Origin of the sequence: Sphaerospermopsis torques-reginae ITEP-024 (assembly GCF_019598945.1) — a bacterium.
In the GTDB taxonomy this organism is placed as follows: domain Bacteria; phylum Cyanobacteriota; class Cyanobacteriia; order Cyanobacteriales; family Nostocaceae; genus Sphaerospermopsis.
The window spans coordinates 1,520,078-1,537,978 of record NZ_CP080598.1 but is presented as its reverse complement, the minus strand read 5'-3'; the positions used below and the strand labels follow the sequence as shown (position 1 = coordinate 1,537,978).

13 protein-coding genes and 1 pseudogene are annotated in these 17,901 nt (G+C 35.5%); 11 read left to right on the top strand and 3 right to left on the bottom strand.

Features of this window, described 5'->3' with window-relative positions; translation table 11 throughout:
* Nucleotides 1–76: 76 nt before the first annotated feature.
* From K2F26_RS07015 to K2F26_RS06965, 11 genes are all read left to right on the top strand, one after another.
* A complete protein-coding gene (locus K2F26_RS07015) occupies nt 77–814 on the top strand; it encodes a phosphopantetheine-binding protein (RefSeq protein WP_220610898.1) in 738 nt (245 codons plus the stop codon).
* A 29-nt stretch (nt 815–843) separates the two neighbouring features.
* Entirely contained in the window at nt 844–2,211 is a 1,368-nt protein-coding gene (locus K2F26_RS07010; RefSeq protein ID WP_220610897.1) for an aminotransferase class I/II-fold pyridoxal phosphate-dependent enzyme, read from the top strand.
* A gap of 16 nt (nt 2,212–2,227) precedes the next feature.
* Nucleotides 2,228–5,263, top strand: coding sequence for an SDR family NAD(P)-dependent oxidoreductase (locus K2F26_RS07005; RefSeq protein ID WP_220610896.1), 3,036 nt, complete (start codon nt 2,228–2,230; stop codon nt 5,261–5,263).
* Between the two features lie 2 nt (nt 5,264–5,265).
* Entirely contained in the window at nt 5,266–5,682 is a 417-nt protein-coding gene (locus tag K2F26_RS07000; protein WP_220610895.1) for an acyl-CoA thioesterase family protein, read from the top strand.
* A gap of 89 nt (nt 5,683–5,771) precedes the next feature.
* Nucleotides 5,772–7,349, top strand: a complete 1,578-nt coding sequence (locus K2F26_RS06995; RefSeq protein WP_220610894.1) for a phytoene desaturase family protein — start codon at nt 5,772–5,774, stop codon at nt 7,347–7,349.
* A gap of 26 nt (nt 7,350–7,375) precedes the next feature.
* Nucleotides 7,376–8,683 carry an ABC exporter membrane fusion protein gene (locus K2F26_RS06990; RefSeq protein ID WP_220610893.1) on the top strand — a complete coding sequence of 436 codons (1,308 nt, stop codon included), beginning with the start codon at nt 7,376–7,378 and terminating at the stop codon, nt 8,681–8,683.
* A gap of 217 nt (nt 8,684–8,900) precedes the next feature.
* A complete protein-coding gene (gene devC, locus K2F26_RS06985) occupies nt 8,901–10,070 on the top strand; it encodes an ABC transporter permease DevC (RefSeq protein ID WP_220610892.1) in 1,170 nt (389 codons plus the stop codon).
* A 34-nt stretch (nt 10,071–10,104) separates the two neighbouring features.
* Nucleotides 10,105–10,812 carry a DevA family ABC transporter ATP-binding protein gene (locus K2F26_RS06980; protein ID WP_220610891.1) on the top strand — a complete coding sequence of 236 codons (708 nt, stop codon included), beginning with the start codon at nt 10,105–10,107 and terminating at the stop codon, nt 10,810–10,812.
* Between the two features lie 273 nt (nt 10,813–11,085).
* Nucleotides 11,086–12,291, top strand: coding sequence for an NAD(P)/FAD-dependent oxidoreductase (locus K2F26_RS06975; RefSeq protein ID WP_220610890.1), 1,206 nt, complete (start codon nt 11,086–11,088; stop codon nt 12,289–12,291).
* Nucleotides 12,292–12,430: 139 nt separating this feature from the next.
* Nucleotides 12,431–13,084, top strand: coding sequence for an HAD-IA family hydrolase (locus K2F26_RS06970; protein ID WP_220610889.1), 654 nt, complete (start codon nt 12,431–12,433; stop codon nt 13,082–13,084).
* Nucleotides 13,085–13,525: 441 nt separating this feature from the next.
* Nucleotides 13,526–14,338, top strand: a complete 813-nt coding sequence (locus K2F26_RS06965) for a carbon-nitrogen hydrolase family protein (RefSeq protein ID WP_194057775.1) — start codon at nt 13,526–13,528, stop codon at nt 14,336–14,338.
* Nucleotides 14,339–14,483: 145 nt separating this feature from the next.
* On the opposite strand, the gene fba is transcribed toward K2F26_RS06965, so the two are convergent.
* The 3 genes and pseudogenes from fba to K2F26_RS06955 form a co-directional block, all read right to left on the bottom strand.
* Complete coding sequence (gene fba, locus K2F26_RS06960) at nt 14,484–15,557, bottom strand: class II fructose-bisphosphate aldolase (protein ID WP_096567579.1); 1,074 nt, start codon at nt 15,555–15,557, stop codon at nt 14,484–14,486.
* A 489-nt stretch (nt 15,558–16,046) separates the two neighbouring features.
* Nucleotides 16,047–16,154, bottom strand: a pseudogene (locus tag K2F26_RS25415) (ABC transporter permease); the annotation flags it as partial.
* Between the two features lie 6 nt (nt 16,155–16,160).
* Nucleotides 16,161–17,885 carry an ABC transporter ATP-binding protein gene (locus K2F26_RS06955; protein ID WP_220610888.1) on the bottom strand — a complete coding sequence of 575 codons (1,725 nt, stop codon included), beginning with the start codon at nt 17,883–17,885 and terminating at the stop codon, nt 16,161–16,163.
* Nucleotides 17,886–17,901 lie beyond the last annotated feature (16 nt).

Here is a 17,901-nt window from a genome sequence, read left to right as displayed (position 1 = left end):
ATTTTGGTGTTAAACAATAATACTTTTCAAACATCCTCTAAAATACATCAATCAAACAATTATCAGGGAGAAAACCATGAAAAATTCAACTAATGTGGAAAACGAGTTTAATAAACAAGAACTACTAGAATTATTAACTCAGTTACTTAAACAACGTAGTGGTTTTTATGCTAAAGTCATTCTTGCTGATTTGGAAAATCTATCCCAGTTAAAAGGAAGTTTAACCGATTTGTACTCAGAAGAAGAACCAAAAATTAACTCTAATGGAAATAAAAAAATTTCTAATTCACAAATTCATTATACAAGTCAAAATGTTGAGCGTCAGGAGACTATCAATCAAGTCCTTCAGCCTGATGTTTTTACTCATTTGGAAAAACAGTCTCTAGTTAACGCTCAAACTTTGACGCAACAAACTATTAATGTAGAAACAATTCTGATAGATTTAGTCGTTCAACAAACTGGTTATCCATCCTCAAGTATTACACTTGATTTAAAATTACTAGATGATTTAAGTTTAGACTCGATTAAAGCAGGACAATTAATAGCCGAAGTCTCGAAAAAGTGTGGAGTAGTGGGTGAAATTGATGCCTATTCTTTAGCAAACGCCAGTTTAAAAGATATTACGGAAGTCATTAAATCTGTTATATCGAAAGGAAATAATGTTTCTCTAAGAAATAATGTTTCTCCAACAATGACACATTCAAATTCTTTGGCTACTGAACCAAAAATACAAAATCACATTATGGACAAACTAAATCAACTTAGTGAAGCAGAAATAGATTCTCTGCTTTCTGTTCATTTCATCGATCAATAAATTTATCGATCAATAAATAAGGTAAAAATATGGACACCAACAATCTTAACCAGCTTTCTATCGAAGAGAAACGGGCTTTATTAGCTCAATTTATGCAAAAAAAATCTCAGGAAGAAGCAATTGCCAATATTCCACCAGAAAATTATCAATTCGATTGTTTTCCAGAATATCAGCAAATGAAACGACGACATGAAAACTTTCATGAAAACTTTGCTGCCAATGGAATTGTCAATCCTTATTTTACTGTTCATCAAGGAATCAACAATAACAAAACCGTAATTGAAGGGCGAGAATTAATTAACTATTCTAGCTATAATTATTTGGATTTATCCGGATCATCTTCAGTGAACCAAGCCGCCAAAGAGGCTATAGACCTTTATGGCACTTCTGTTTCAGCAAGTCGAATACTTTCTGGCGAGAGACCAATCCATTTGGAACTAGAAAAAGAAATAGCTAACTTTTTAGGTGTTGATAATTCTATTGTATTTCTTAGTGGACATGCAACTAATGTTACTACAATTGGTCATCTTTTAGGAGCAGAAGATTTAATTCTCAGTGATGCTTTAATTCATAATTGTGCAGTTCAAGGTTCTATTTTATCGGGTGCAAGAAGACTCTATTTTCCTCATAATGATTGGCACACTTTAGATAATATTCTGGAAAAACAACAGCGACAAAATTACCGAAGAGTTCTAATTATTATTGAAGGTGTTTATAGTCAAGATGGAGATATTCCTGATTTGCCAAAATTTATTGAGGTGAAAAAACGTCATAAAGCTCTTTTAATGATAGATGAAGCTCATTCTATAGGTGTTATTGGTAAACATGGTGCTGGTATTGGAGAATATTTTGGAGTTGATCGTACTGATGTGGATTTATGGATGGGAACTTTGAGTAAAGCTTTTGCCAGTTGTGGTGGTTATATTGCTGGTTCAAATGCTTTAGTAGAATATTTGAAATATACAGCCCCGGGTTTTATCTATAGTGTGGGAATGTCATCTGCAAATACAGCTGCCGCTTTAGCCTCTTTAAGAGTACTCCGTGCTGAACCTGAGCGAGTTACTCAATTACACCGGCAAGCTAAACGCTTTCTCGAACTGGCTCAAAACTTTGGATTGAATACGGGAGCAAGTAAAAATACTCCTGTCATCCCTGTGATTGTGGGTGACTCTTTCGCTTGTATGCTTTTATCTCGACTTTTATTGGAACGAGGTATTAGTGTTCATCCGACGATTTATCCTGCCGTTGCTGAAGATGCGGCACGTCTGCGATTCTTTCTCAGTTGTTCTCATACTGATGAGCAAATTGATTATACGGTTAAGATTGTCGCAGAAGAATTAGCTAAGATTCAAGGAAATACAACAATCTCCAACCTATCACAAATTGAAAACAACTAATATAAAGGAGAAAATCATGAAAAATTTCAAGCATTTAGCCAATAACATCAGCAAAGAAGACTTGTTAGAAGTTTTATCTCGTTTACTTTCTCAACGAAGTCAATTTTATGCTAAAGTCATTGTCGCTGATCTAGAGAATTTACCTCATTTACGGCGAAATTTAACCAATTCTCAACCTCAATCTGAAGAATCATCTATCCAAAACAGCAAAATAGAATCAGAAACTACCCATTCATCATCTTATGTCAGTAGTTTTTCTGTGGAAATTATCAAAGCAGAATTAACAACAAGTGTTAGAGACACAGTTGAAAAAATAGCCATTGCTTGCATCAAATCTCATCAAAAATTAGCTGAAAATATAGCCCAATTATGGGATGGTTTTAATATACCTGATCGCTTGTTAATTTTAATCCCAGAAGCATGGGAGAATTTAACAGAAACTATAGAAATGTTGACCAATGTAGCTCAAAAAACTGCTGGAGAAACCTGCGAATTAGGATTTATTCAATTTGGTAATGGTTATTTTTCTCGCTGTGAAAATAATGATCCACCTACTTCTATTTTTAGTGTAGTTTCTTTTGCTGCAAGTTTACATTTAGAACGTCCTAAGCTGAAAATCCGGGTTTTAGAATTTGATCACAGACTGTCTTTTGAGATTATTAACCAGAAAATAAAAGCTGAATTTACCACAAGTGATAATTATAGCGTAGCTGGTTATAATTGTGAAAGTCAACGTCATGAAATGGTTTATGACTTAGCACAGAAAAAATCACAATCAAGAAATGTTAATCTCACATCAGAAGACGTAATTATCGTTACAGGTGGTGCTAAAGGAATTACGGCTGAATGTGCTATTGCTCTTGCTAAAAAATATCACTGTAAAATGGCTTTAGTTGGTAGTTCTCCTGTGAATGATGAAGTACAAAATACTCTCAAAAAATACACAGATGCTCAATTAATAGCTAAATATTACTCTTGCAATATTACTGACTTAAATGCAGTCAATCAACTGATTCAAAAAGTAACAACTGAATTAGGAATTATCACAACAGTAATTCACGGAGCAGGTACTAATAAACCTCGGAGAACAGAACAAGTATCTTCTAGGGAAGCATATCAAGAAATAGCACCTAAATTAATTGGTGCGTGGAATTTAATTACAGCCTTAAACTCCCATCAATTAAAATATTTTATTGCCTTTACTTCTATTATTGGAGTTACAGGAATGTTAGGCAATAGTTGGTATGCTTTTTCTAACGAAACGGTAGATTTATTATTAAGAAATCTCAAAAAACAAACAGGAACAGAGACAATAACTCTAGCCTATAGTGTTTGGAGTGAAGTAGGAATGGGTGCAAAAATGGGCAGCACTAAAACATTAGCTAATATGGGAATTGATGCTATACCTCCCCATCTTGGAGTAGCAGAATTTTTGCACTGGATAGAAAATTGTGCAGACGATCAACAAATTGTTATTGCGGCTAAATTAGGTGGTTTAGATACTTGGAAATGTAAAAAATATAACTTCCCTATTGCAAATCGTTATCTGGAAAAAATAGAGTATTTTGAACCAGGAATAGAGTTAATTGTGCGTTGTTCTCTTAATCGTCAACATGACCTTTATGTGAATGATCATAACTTCAATGGTTCGCTATTATTTCCTACAGTATTTGGTTTAGAAGCAATGACACAAGCAGCGTCTTATGTCACAGGAATTACTAATATCAATTCTGTCAAATTAGAGAATATTTCTCTTTTGCGTCCTATTGTAGTACCTGAAAATGGAGAAGTCAAAATTCAGATTCACGCTAGACTAGATGGAAATAAAGTTTTTGCAGCTATTTCTACCGAAGAATCTAATTATAAAACTCCTCATTTTTCAGCAGAAATTACTTTAAATCACAGCAATGAAAAGCCAACAAAAAATTTGAATATAACTAATGAATCTTTACATCTTGAGTCAAAAACAGATATCTATAGTTGGCTACTTTTTCAGGGTTCTACCTATCAAAATATTGACAAGGTTTATCTGCTTAATTCTGATCAAGTAATTTTGTCAACCAAGGGTTTTCATACTGATACTTCTGAAATTTGCTTTTCATCTAATAAATTAGCTCCTTTTACTTTAGGTAGTCCACTTTTGCGTGATGTCCTGTTACAGTCTGGTCAACTTCCCCTCACACAAAATGTTTACCTACCTATCAGGATAGAGGAATGGGAGATTTTTAATATTCAAAATTTCTCTAGCAGAGGTTTTGTAGAAACAACAATTCTTAAAGTAGAAGATAAGACAGCGGTTGCCGATGTAGTCTTTGTTAATGAGAATAATGAAGTTATAGAAAAGATTTTTGGCTATCATGTTAAATCACTTAAACCCACTCCTAAATATCCACATCCAAAAGATATTGGCGATCGATCTTTCATTGAAAACAAAATTACAGAAGTTTTCAAATCCTATGAACATTTATTGACAGATCAACCCCAGTTAATTGTTTACAAACATTCTGAATTATTTAATAGTCTTGACAGTGAAACTCGTCATCAGATAGAACAACAAGTATTTACCGAAAAATACGCTTCTGTTAACGGAATTGATCAAGAAAAAATAACTTGGTTAGACAGTGGAAAACCACAAATTGCTAACAGTAACTTACAGATTTCTATAGCTCATAGTCGCACCTTATTGTTAATAACTATTGGGCAAAATATTCAAGGTTGCGACTTAGAATTTGTGGAACAAAGAACACTGGAGCAATGGCTAGATTTACTCGGAAATCAGTATCAAACTTTATTGCAGGAATTTAAGAAATATGATGATACTCTTTGCTCTTTTGCTACGAGATTATGGTGTGTCAAAGAGTCTATTTTCAAAGCTACAGGTATTTTTCCCCAATTAATTACAGTAGAAATGAAAAGCCAAAAAGGAGTTATTTTTACTGCTCAAGTAGTGAATAATTCTTTTCATGTTTTAACATTTCCTGTGAATATTTGGCACCAAAATATCGTTATTGTAGCTAGTTTAGTTCATCGACAAAACCTCGTCCTGATCTAGTTATGAGTAGCAAAACTTACCAAACAGGAATTTATGATAGCAATTCTGTAGGAAACCTTTATTACTCTAACTACTACGACTGGCAAGCTAAAACACTGGAACAGTTCATTTATAAACTTATGCCTGATGTTTTTAATACAAGGGGTAAACGAGGTGAATATATTTGTCTTGAAGTTGTGGTTAATCACTTACAAGAAGCAATGCCTTTTGAAGAAATTGAAATCAATATGTATTTAGAAAAATGGTACAAAAATGGTTTTAAACTGTACTTTGAATATTACAGCCTATCAGGAGGAAGACGTAAATTAGCTTACGGAAATAATACCTTAATTTGGGCTTTGCGTGAGCATGAAAGTGCTAAACCAGTAGCTTGTGAATTACCAACAATAATCCAGGATTATTTCCAGAAATTATTGTAATCAATGTGGGACAGGCATCTTGACTGTCCCAATTCAAAAATACAGGTAGGATGCCTGTACTACAGTAAAAGTAACAGAGGTAATCAAAAATGAACCCACAAAATCAACAACAAATAGAACCTTCAATTAACAATAATTACGATGTTATTATCATCGGAGCAGGATTAGGAGGCTTAACTGCGGGTGCAAAACTTGCAAAAGAAGGGAGAAAAGTTTTGCTAGTCGAACAACATTATGTGGTCGGTGGATGTGCTACTATTTTTAAGCGCAAAGATTTCACCTTTGAGGTAGGATTACATCAACTTGATGGGCTACATGACAAAGATCCCAAGAAAAAAATATTTGCAGAATTAGGAGTATTTGATCATGTTGAATTTATTAAAATAGATGAATTTTACCGCTTTAAAAATAATCGCCTTGATTTTACAATTCCTGCTAATGCAGAATTAGCAATTGCGAAATTATGCCAAAAATTTCCCCACGAGAAAAAAGGTATCAGAAAATTTTTTCAGAAAATAAATGCCATTACTGAAGAAGTAACTAGATTACCAGAAGAACATTGGCAACGACTTTTATTAATGCCTGTCTTTCCTTTTCTTTACCCTAATTTGACTTTGGCAATTAAGCAAAGTTTGGGTAATTTTTTAGATTCAATTATCAAAGATCAAGAATTAAAATTATTACTTTGTGGAAATATGTATTATTACCATACCAATCCGTACACATTGTCTCTCGTATTTTACTCTCTTGCACAATCTAGTTATTTTCAGGGATCTTGGTTTATCAAAGGTGGATCTCAAGTTTTATCTAATTATTTAGCTTCTGTAATTAAAGAGCATAACGGGGAGATATTATTATCTCATCTAGTAACCAAAATAATGACAAATAAAGGAAAAGTTATCGGGATTGAGTGCGAGAGTAAACCCAAGAAAACAGTTAAACAATTTTTCGCTCAAACTATTATAGCTAATGCAGCTATTCCTAATATTGTAAATTTACTTCCTGCTCCAGAAAATAATCTTTTACAAAAGCAGATTAAAAACTGTGTAGCTGGTTGTACATTTATTGCTATTTACTTAGGTTTTAAAAAGGAAATTGCTCAACTTGGCAACTTAAACTATTCTATGTTTAGGTTTGATGATGATATTCATAGTTTAGATGATATGAATATTAATAATACAGCCGAATATGAGAAGCGAATCTTTACTTTTGTGGATTATAGTCAAATTGATTCAGGACTTGCTCCTTCTGGTAAAAGTACCGGATCTTTTTTATTAGTTGATCATTTATCAGATTGGGAAGGACTTAGCTTACAAGAATACAAGAAAAAGAAAGAATCAATTGCTCAAATAGCTTTAGAACGCTTAGAAAAAGAGATTCCGGGTATTAGTGAAGAGGTAGAACATTATGAAGTAGCAACATCAAAAACTATTCAAAGATATACATTGAATCCTCAAGGTACACCCTACGGATTTGCAGCTATACCTAGTCAAGTGGGATTATTTAGACTACCTAATAAATCTCCTATTCCGGGGCTTTATTTTGCCTCAGCTTGGACTTATCCAGGACATGGGTTTGGAGGAACTATTATCAGTGGTTATTTATGCGCTAGACAAGTTCATAAATTTCTCAATATTAAAATACAACTTAAAGGTATATTAAGATAATAACGCAATTAAAAACGTGAGAAAATATGAATTTACAACTATTCAATACGTTCAAAAAGAGCGGTACAACTACCTTAATTATTGCTATAGTCAGTTTAGGATTTGTGATGGCGATCGCCTACTCTATAGTTAAAAAACAGTTACCTACTCAAACATCTTTACCAACTTCTTCACAAAATCAAAATCTTCCTCAAGCAATAGCAGCTTTAGGATATTTAGAACCCCAAGGAGAAGTCATCCAAATATCAGCCCCCGCTTTTATGGAAGGTGCAAGGGTTAAAAAACTTTTTGTTAAACGTGGAGAACAAGTAAAAGCTGGACAAATCATTGCAATTCTTGATAATAAAGATCGCCTGACTGCACTTTTAGAAGAAGCTAAAACAAACGTTAAAGTTGCCAATGCAAGGGTACAACAAGTAAAAGCTGGTGCAAAACAAGGCGAAATTTCCGCTCAAAAATCTAAATTTCAAGAAACTCAAGCCGAATTACAAGGACAAATTGCCACCCAAAAAGCCACCATTGCTAATTTAAAATACGATTTAGAAGGGCAAAAAAATACTCAAAAAGCTGTCATTCAAAGAATTGAATCTGAATTAAAAAATGCCCAAACAGAATGTAATCGCTATGATAAATTATATACAGATGGTGCTGTTTCCGCTTCTCAAAAAGATAACATTTGTCTGCAAAAAGAAATCAAAGAAAATCAGCTAAAAGAAGCAAAATCAACCTTAAATCAAATTATTACCACTAAACAAGAACAAATTAATCAAGCTACTGCCAATCTTAATCGCACAATTACCACAGTTAGTGGTCAAATTAATCAAGAAAAAGCAACTTTAGCCGCAGTATCAGAAGTCAGACCTACAGATGTAATTTTAGCAACTACACAATTAGAAGCTGCACAAAAAGCCGTCAAAACTGCTCAAGCTAATTTAGATTTATCCTATGTTCGTTCCCCTCAAAATGGGCAAATTATTAAAATTCATACTTGGCCAGGTGAACTTATTAGTAATAAAGGCATTGTTGATATTGGTAATACACAACAAATGTACGTGAACGCAGAAATATATGAAACCGATATTCATCAAGTAAAATTAGGACAAATTGCCACCATAAAAGCTGATAGTGTTGTTGAAGAATTAACGGGAATTGTGGATGAAATTGGCTTGGAAATTAGTAGCAAAAATGTATTAGGAACAGATCCCGTAGCAGATGCAGATGCTAGAGTTGTGGAAGTAAAAATTAAATTAAATCCCCCAGACAGTATCAAAGTTTCTCGATTGACTAATTTACAAGTTAATGTCATCATTAATCCTGACAAACCTAATAATTAATACCTGAGAGGATATTTGTAAAGCGATTAGTCTAAGTAGCGATTAGAAATCGCGTCTACACAAATAAAACCTGCCTACGCAGGTTAGAATTTATTAGTTTTTCATTAGTCCACGCAGGTGGACTTTGCCTGTGTAGTAGCGAATTATATTCGCCCAATACTTTGAAAACGAATACTTTGAAAAATTAATATCTCAATTATCACTCATAAAATCGGCCATGTTTAACAAATTACCCACAGCTTGGTTACAACTAAGATATCAAAAAATTAGATTAATTGTCGCCCTTTCAGGCGTAATTTTTGCCGTAGTTATTGTTTTTATGCAGTTAGGTATTCGTGATGCTTTATTTGATAGTGCTGTTCATTTACACCAAGCATTAAATGGAGATTATTTTTTAATTAGTCCTCGTAGTACCGCTTTAATTGCTATGGAAAGTTTTCCAGAACGTCGTTTAACTCAAACTTTAGCTTTTCCAGAAGTAGATTTTGTTAACCCAATTTATTTGGGTTTTGGCCAATGGAAAAATCCCCAAACTAGAAATAATTGGCGGAATATTTTTGTCATTGGGTTTGATATTAGACATCAAATTTTTGATTTCCCAGGTGTTAATGAAAATATAGATAAATTAAAAATACCAGATCAAGTCTTATTTGATCAAGGTTCAAGAAGTGAATTTGGTCCAATTGTTGCTGAATTTAAAAAACAAAAAACAGTAATTACTGAAATAACAGCTAGTGGAAATAATCGGAAAATCACCGTAGCTGGTTTATTTCAATTAGGTACATCTTTTGGTTCAGATGGTAATTTAATCACCAGTCATTTGAATTTTCAAAGGATTTTTTCTAATCGTAAAAAAGGCATAATAGATATTGGTGTTATTAAATTAAAACCTGATGCTAATGTAGAAGATTTTGGCAAAAAACTTAAACAGTATTTACCCAAAGATGTAAAAAGTTTAAGTAAACAAGAACTTATTGAATTTGAAAAAAATTATTGGCAAACTAGCACGGCAATTGGCTTTATTTTTAACTTAGGAGTTGCATTAGGAATTATTGTGGGAATTGTCGTTGTTTATCAGATTCTTTATTCTAATGTTTCTGAACATTTACCTCAATATGCTACATTAAAAGCCATTGGTTATCGTAATAAATACCTCCTATCAATGGTATTACAACAGGCTTTTTTAATTGCTATTTTAGGTTACATTCCCGGCTTTTTAATTGCCATAATTCAATATCATTTTACAAAAGCAGCTACTCTTTTACCTGTAGTTATGACTTGGGAAAGAGGAATATTTGTCTTCATCGCCACAATGTTAATGTGTTTTATTTCCGGTGCAACCGCCGTTGCTAAACTAAAATCTGCCGATCCTGCTGATATTTTTTAAGAGTTATTTGATAGTTATTTAGGAGATTTAACTAATGATAAACCCAAGTATAAAGATTGAAAATTTAAACCATTTTTACGGTGATAAAGAATTAAGAAAACAAGTATTATTTGATATTAATTTAGAAATTAAAGCTGGTGAAATTGTGATTTTGACAGGTCCTTCTGGTTCAGGAAAAACAACTTTACTTTCTTTAATTGGTGCTTTACGCTCAGTACAAAATGGTAGTTTACAAGAATTAAATCAAGAATTATATGGGGCAAGTGAAGAGCAATTAGTACAAATACGTCGTCATATTGGTTATATTTTTCAGGCACATAATTTATTGCCTTTTTTAACAGCAAGAGAAAATGTACAAATGTCCATAGAACTTCATGAAAATATTAGTAAAAAACAAGCGATCTCCAAATCAGAAGCTATACTAAAAGAAGTGGGTTTAAGTGAAAGAATAAACTATTATCCTGATAATTTATCTGGAGGACAAAAACAAAGAGTAGCGATCGCACGTGCATTAGTCAGTCATCCTAGCATAGTTTTAGCCGATGAACCCACAGCAGCATTAGACAAAAAAACAGGTAGAGATGTAGTTAATTTAATGCAAACTTTAGCCAAAGAACAACATTGTACTATTTTACTTGTTACCCATGATGATCGAATTTTAGACATAGCTGATCGTGTTATTCATATGGAAGATGGAAGACTAGAAGACAATACAAATTTATTAATGACCACACAAAAATAATCACACCTTAACTGGTAAAAATATCAAGGTTCACTCAAAATTCAATAATTTTCTCAAACATTGTAGGCTAATGGCAAGAGAACGTAATATAGCAGGTGACAGGTGACAGGTGATAGGTGACAGGTGACAGGTGACAGTGTGAAAAGTCTTTTACCTTATGGCTTTTGATATAAATTGCGTATCTGATTCAAGTCCATATCACAATAAATCATTACACTAAGAATAACACTAAAAATAAATCAACCTGCTAGAATTTAGCCTTCGATCAAAACCATGACACAAACAACTACAAAAACAACTACAAAAATCTGTATACTAGGTGGAGGCTTTGGAGGTCTTTACACCGCCTTACGTTTAAGCCAGTTACCGTGGGAAAATACACCAAAACCTGAGATAATCTTAGTAGATCAGAGCGATCGCTTTCTATTTTCTCCCCTACTTTACGAACTCCTCACCAGCGAACTACAAACCTGGGAAATAGCTCCACCATACCAAGAACTGCTACAAGGTACAGGAGTACGTTTTCATCAAGCCACCGTCTCAGAAATCGACACCGACAAACAACAGGTACAATTGCAAGATGGGCAAAAAATCGACTACGATCGCTTAGTATTAGCATTAGGTGGCGAAACACCCCTAGACTTAGTACCCGGTGCAGTAAACCATGCTTACCCCTTCCGTACCATCACGGATGCTTATCACCTAGAAGAACGCCTCAGAATTTTAGAAGCATCAAATCCTGAAAAAATTCGTGTTGCCATAGTTGGCGGTGGTTACAGTGGCGTAGAATTAGCTTGTAAACTAGCAGATAGACTAGGAGAAAAAGGCAGATTTCGCCTGATTGAAATAGGTGATCAAATTTTAAGAAATTCCCCAGAATTTAACCGCGAAGCTGCCAAAAAAGCCTTAGATGCTAGATGCGTGTTTATAGATTTAGAAACCAAAGTATTATCAATAGGAGAAAATACCATTTCCCTGGAGTATAAAAATCAAACAGATGAAATTCCTGTAGATTTGGTAATTTGGACAGTAGGTACAAGAGTTTCCCCAGTGGTAAAAAATCTACCCCTCAAGCAAAACCAACGCGGACAAATCACCACTACAACCACATTACAAGTCTTAGAACATCCCGAAATTTTCGCTTTAGGAGACTTAGCAGACTGTAAAGATGCAGAAGAAAAACAAGTACCTGCAACCGCCCAAGTAGCATTTCAACAAGCAGATTATACAGCATGGAACATTTGGGCATCTTTAACAAATCGTCCTTTACTTCCCTTCCGCTATCAACAACTAGGGGAAATGATGGCCTTGGGAATAGACAACGCCACCCTCACAGGTTTAGGTGTGAAACTAGATGGTTCTTTGGCATACATCGCCCGTCGGTTAGCTTATTTATACAGATTACCAACCTTAGAACATCAGTTAAAAGTCGGGTTTAATTGGTTAGTTAGTCCGATCATTAAAACACTTTCTCAGTAAAATAGGTAATCGGTAATTGGTAATTGGTAATTGGTAATTGGTGATTGGTGATTGGTAAGAATAAACTCTTCCCTTTTGCCTCTTGCCTCTTGCCTTCTTACTGTCACCTGTCACCTGTCACCTGTCACCTGAACTTCTTATGAAAAAACCAAAAGTTATTTTTTTAGATGCTGTCGGTACACTATTTGGTGTTAAAGGTAGTGTAGGGGCAATTTATAGTCAAATAGCCCAGGAATTTGGCGTTACAGTTGCCCCAGAAATTTTAAATAAAGAATTTTTCAAAAGCTTTAAAGCAGCACCACCACCCATATTTCTTGATCCAGATATTAAAGATATCGCCCAGCGAGAATTTGACTGGTGGCGGATCATCGCCCTCAATACCTTTGAAGGTGCAGGGGTAGTCAGGGAATTTTCTGATTTTTCCGCTTTTTTTAGCGAACTTTATATACACTTTGGTACTGCTGAACCTTGGTTTGTTTATCCAGATGTACCCCTAGCTTTAGTAAACTGGCGACGGTTGGGAGTTGAGTTGGGTGTTTTATCTAACTTTGATTCTCGGTTATACTCAGTATTACAAAGCTTAGGACTCAGAGACTATTTTAAATCCATTACCATTTCTACCCAAGTACGTACAGCTAAACCAGATCCGGAAATTTTTAACATAGCTTTGCAAAGTCATAACTGTTCACCAGAAGAAGCATGGCACATTGGCGACAGCATTACAGATGACTATCATGGCGCGAGAAAGGCTGGTTTAAGGGGTATTTGGATTAACCGTCAGCAAAATTATTAAATAACTTACCAAAGTTAGCAGTATCAAATTAACTTTAAATATAGTTAACATTACTGTACTAGCTCAGTTATTTATAGGTTAGCTTGTAATATATACAACTTCAGGTTATAGCAGGAGTCAGGAGTCAGGAGTCAGGAGTCAGGAGTCAGGAGTAAAACCCTGTTGGGGTGGGGAGCATCCCAATTTTGCAAAAAGACAAAATTATCATCGGCAAAATCTCTTTGTTCTTCTTCCTTCGCGCTCTTCGCGTCTATCCCTACGGGACGCTTCGCGAACGTGGTTCGTTTCTTTCAAGCCTTAGGTCATCGGATAAAAACAAACTTACACATTTGGGATGCTCCCGTTGGGGTGAGAGTTTCATGATTCATTGATGTCCTAACTACTCTGTCTACGGCTATATTTGAAAATCTATCCCGTCATCCACTGTTTGTTGTTGAATTTATGAAGTCTTATTTAGCCGCCGCTATTCAAATGACCAGTGTGCCTGATCTAGAGAAAAATTTGGCACAAGCAGAAGAATTTATTGATCTAGCTGTCCGTCAGGGTGCTGAGTTGGTAGGTTTGCCAGAGAATTTCTCTTTTATGGGGGAAGAAAAGGATAAACTTGCCCAAGCAGATGTCATTTCTCAAGAAACAGAAACATTTCTCTTGAAAATGGCGCAACGCTTTCAAGTTACTATCCTGGGCGGCGGCTTTCCTGTACCTGTAAATAGCACAGGTAAAGTTTACAATACGGCTTTACTTATTGATCCTAATGGTCAAGAGCTTGCTCGCTACCACAAGGCACATTTATTTGATGTCAATGTCCCTGATGGTAATACCTATCAAGAATCTAGCACTGTTATGGCTGGTAAGGAATTACCCCCAATCTATTTTTCGGAAAACTTGGGTAATATTGGACTTTCTATTTGTTATGATGTCCGCTTTCCAGAATTATATCGGCATTTAGCAGATAAGGAAGTCGATGTTGTGTTTGTTCCTGCGGCTTTCACAGCTTTTACAGGGAAAGACCACTGGCAAGTATTATTACAAGCCAGGGCAATTGAAAATACTTGTTATGTCATTGCACCTGCTCAAACTGGTACTAACTATGCCCGTCGTCAAACCCACGGACACGCCATGATTATTGATCCTTGGGGTGTAATTTTAGCTGATGCGGGGGATAAACCAGGAGTGGCGATCGCCGAAATTAAACCCACCAGATTAGAACAAGTGCGCCGTCAAATGCCATCTTTACAGCATCGAGTCTTTTAGCAAATTAGATCCCCGACTTCTCAAAGAAGTTGGGTATCTATGATCATAAAAAACCGGGAAACATAAACGCCCCCGGTTTATTTATATATGGGTATAGCCTAGCTAGAACCTATTGATTGCTGAGAAAAATTCAAAAAATTAGAAATTAAACTTTCGCAGCAGCTTTCATTACTAATTCGCCTTTAGCGTATTTAGCAGCAAACTCTTCTAAAGAAACTTGTTTGATCTTGCTTGCATTACCAGCAGTACCAAACTGTTGATAACGGTCAGCACAAACTTTTTGCATATACTTAATCGAAGGCTTCAAGAAATGACGAGGATCAAATTCCTTGGGACCTTTAGCCAAAGCTTCACGTACAGCCGCAGTGATAGCCAAACGGTTATCAGTGTCAATATTTACCTTACGAACACCACTCTTGATACCTTTTTGGATTTCTTCAACAGGTACACCGTAGGTTTCAGGAATAGCACCACCAAACTCGTTGATCAATGCAATTAAATCTTCAGGTACAGAAGAAGAACCGTGCATTACCAAGTGGGTGTTAGGTAAGCGGCGGTGAATTTCTTCAATGCGGCTGATCGCTAAAATTTCACCAGTGGGTTTACGGGTAAATTTATAAGCACCGTGGCTAGTACCGATAGCAACAGCCAAAGCGTCTACTTGGGTAGCTTCTACAAACTCAACTGCTTGATCAGGATCGGTTAACAATTGAGAATGATCCAGAGTACCTTCAAAACCGTGGCCATCTTCAGCTTCACCAGCACCGGTTTCCAAAGAACCTAAACAACCTAACTCGCCTTCTACGCTCACACCCAAAGAGTGAGCAACATTGACAACTTCTTTGGTGACAGCAACGTTATATTCAAAGCTGGCAGGAGTCTTAGCATCAGCTTCTAAAGAACCATCCATCATCACGCTGGTGAAGTTGTTCTTGATAGCTGAATAGCAGGTAGAAGGAGCATTACCATGATCTTGGTGCATGACAATGGGAATATGAGGATAGGTTTCTACCGCAGCCAAAATCAGGTGGCGCAGAAAGTTTTCACCAGCGTAGTTACGAGCGCCGCGAGAAGCTTGTAAAATTACAGGGCTATCTGTTTCATCGGCAGCTTTCATGATTGCTTGAATCTGCTCTAAGTTGTTAACGTTAAACGCAGGGATCCCGTAACCGTTTTCAGCAGCGTGATCCAAAAGTAGCCGCATAGGTACAAGCGCCATAGATAGTCCTCCTAATGTGTTTGTCAGCTAATCAGTTTTAGACAGGCGTAATTGCTACGCTAATCTTAAGAGTTTTTTCAACTTATAGGAAATTATATCTAGTATGGGGTGTTTATGTTGAAAAAGTTTGCAGTCTTACTCTATCAAGGTAATATATAGTTTCCATGTACTGTTGTCATGTTAGCTACTGTCAACAGTGTTAGTTTGGTAAGCTAGGTAACTGTGATTGGTGATTGGTGACTGGGTAATCAATTTTATTTTTCCCTATTTTCCGTCCTGTTCCCTGTTGCCTCTTGCCTTTTTACTGTCACCTGTCACCTGTCACCTGTCACCTCTTCTTCATGACTAATGCCAAAATTAAGTAGGTAGGCATTAAAAATTGTCGTTATGGCAAGGCAGGAAGAAGGAGACATAAGGCAGGAGGGAAGAGGTTTTTAGCCATTTTACATTTTGTTACATACCTTGGTTTTTTCCTGCTGACTTACTTACGATCGCATAAGGTAACATCAACAAAAATTGATAGGGAACATTTGCACCCAAGGCTTGTATTCTCATGGATATCAAGCTTTGGATCGGGTTCAATCTAGTGAAAATCAAGTAAACTTAACTAAATTGTTGTGCATAAAACCGCGCATATCTTCCTTCTAATGTTAACAATTCTTCATGATTTCCTGATTCGACAATTTGCCCTTTTTCTAAGACTAATATGCGATCGCATTTTCTCACTGTTGATAATCTATGGGCAATAATTAACACCGTGCGATTTGACATTAATCTTTCTAAAGCCTCCTGTACTAAGGCTTCTGACTCGGAATCTAAGGCTGATGTCGCTTCATCCAGTATCAAAATTTGCGGATTTAAGAGTACAGCACGGGCGATCGCTATTCTCTGTCTTTGTCCTCCTGATAAGTTTACACCTCTTTCACCTACCCAAGTTTGATAACCTTCGGGTAGTTGCATAATAAATTGATGAGCATTAGCGATTTTTGCCGCTTCTTCTACTGCTTTCATTTCAAAGGTTTCTTGTCCAAAAGCAATATTTTGAGCGATAGTTCCTGAAAACATAATTGTTTCTTGGGGAACTATACCAATTTGTTTTCTCAAACTATTTAATGTCACATCTTTAATATTGACATCATCTATAAAAATATCCCCAGATTCAGGATCATAAAATCTTGGTAATAAATTCACAAATGTAGTTTTACCCGCACCGGAAGCACCAACCAAAGCAATAGCTTCTCCAGGATTGATTAATAAACTAATATTATTTAATACCAGTTCACCGGGTTTATAAGCGAAACTGACATCACGATATTCAACTTTACCATTGACATTAGGAAGGGTAATAGAAATGGGGTTTTCTAATACTGTGGGTTGAATAGCTAATAATTCAAAAACCCGATCAACAGAAGCCTCCCCTTGTTTAAATTCATTATAGTTATTAGTAGTATGACCGATAGGATCAATTAACAAAGCTGCTGCTGCTAAATAACTGAAAAATTCACCTACTGTTAAATTATTCTGGGAAATTTGCCAAGCTCCCACCATCAACAAAGATAAAGCACTCACAGCTTCTAAAAAACCCACAATGGGAATTTGAATTGCTTTTAATCTTTCGGCGGAATATTTAGCTTTTAAAGTCCTTTCTGCTTCATGACTAAATCTCGCAATTTCATAATTTTCTGCGGCAAAAGCTTGGATTAAACGAATCCCACTAAAAACTTCTGTTAAAATAGCTGATAAATCAGAAATGCGATTTTGACTTTTGAGAGAAAATTTGCGTAAACGTTCCCCAAACCAACCAATTAAAATTCCCATAATTGGCGCTACAATTACCGTAGCTAAGGTAAGTTGCCAATTCAAATAAATCATGTAAATGGGAATGGCAATTAGTTGTAAAACACAGGGAACAAAATCATGAAAAACCTTATTTACAACTTCGCCAACCCTGTCTACATCTTCTGTTAACCTATAAGATAAATCACCAGCTTTGGCAGTTTCAAAATAACTGAGATTGAGTTTTTGTAAGTGTGAGTAAACCTGTTGACGGAGATAAAAAGCAACCCTTAAAGCTGCTTTAGCCATATATAAATCTTGAACAGATTGAAAAAAACCCCGCACCAGAAATACTAAAGCACAAACACCCGTTAATTGAGCGATCGCCACTACATTACCCTGTCCAAAGGGAACCGCTAATTTACCTGCAAGATTAATCAGTGTTAAAGTCGCTAAAACATAGCCTATAATACCCACAAATCCCTTAGCAATAATTTCCCATTGCTTGCGGATATAGGGTAAAAGTAACCAATAATTAGAACGATTTTTCATTAGTCATTAGTTATTA